1 protein-coding gene is annotated in these 598 nt (G+C 50.2%); it reads left to right on the forward strand.

Features of this window, described 5'->3' with window-relative positions; all coding sequences use genetic code 11:
* A partial coding sequence (locus ACTHUR_RS15930) for an FtsK/SpoIIIE domain-containing protein (RefSeq protein ID WP_440399637.1) occupies positions 1–598 on the forward strand: 598 nt, incomplete at both ends.

Below are 598 nucleotides of genomic sequence, written 5' to 3' on the forward strand. Positions count from 1 at the left end.
GCATTGAATTGCCCAACGAGAAACGCCAAGATGTCATGTTGAGCGAAATCCTCTCTTCATCCGTGTTTACCGACGCCAAGTCCAAACTGACCGTTGCCTTGGGTAAAGATATTGCAGGTACCCCCGTTGTCGGCGACTTGGCAAAAATGCCGCATCTTTTAGTCGCAGGTATGACCGGATCGGGTAAATCTGTCGGCGTGAACGGCATGATTATGTCCATGCTCTTCAAAGCCACGCCCGACGAAGTCCGCTTCATTATGATTGACCCGAAAATGCTGGAATTAAGCATTTACGACGGCATTCCGCATCTGCTCTGCCCGGTTGTGACCGATATGCGTGAGGCAGGCCAAGCATTGAACTGGTGTGTTGCCGAAATGGAAAAACGCTATCGCCTGCTTTCCCATGCCGGCGTGCGTAATTTGGACGGTTTCAACCAAAAAGTCGAACAAGCCAAAGCAGCAGGCAAACCATTGCTCAACCCGTTCAGCTTAAATCCTGACGATCCTGAGCCTCTGGAAAAACTGCCGTTGATTGTGGTCGTTATCGACGAGTTGGCTGACTTAATGATGACCGAACGCAAATCCGTTGAGCAGCAAAT

Source organism: Neisseria sp. P0021.S007 (assembly GCF_051956855.1).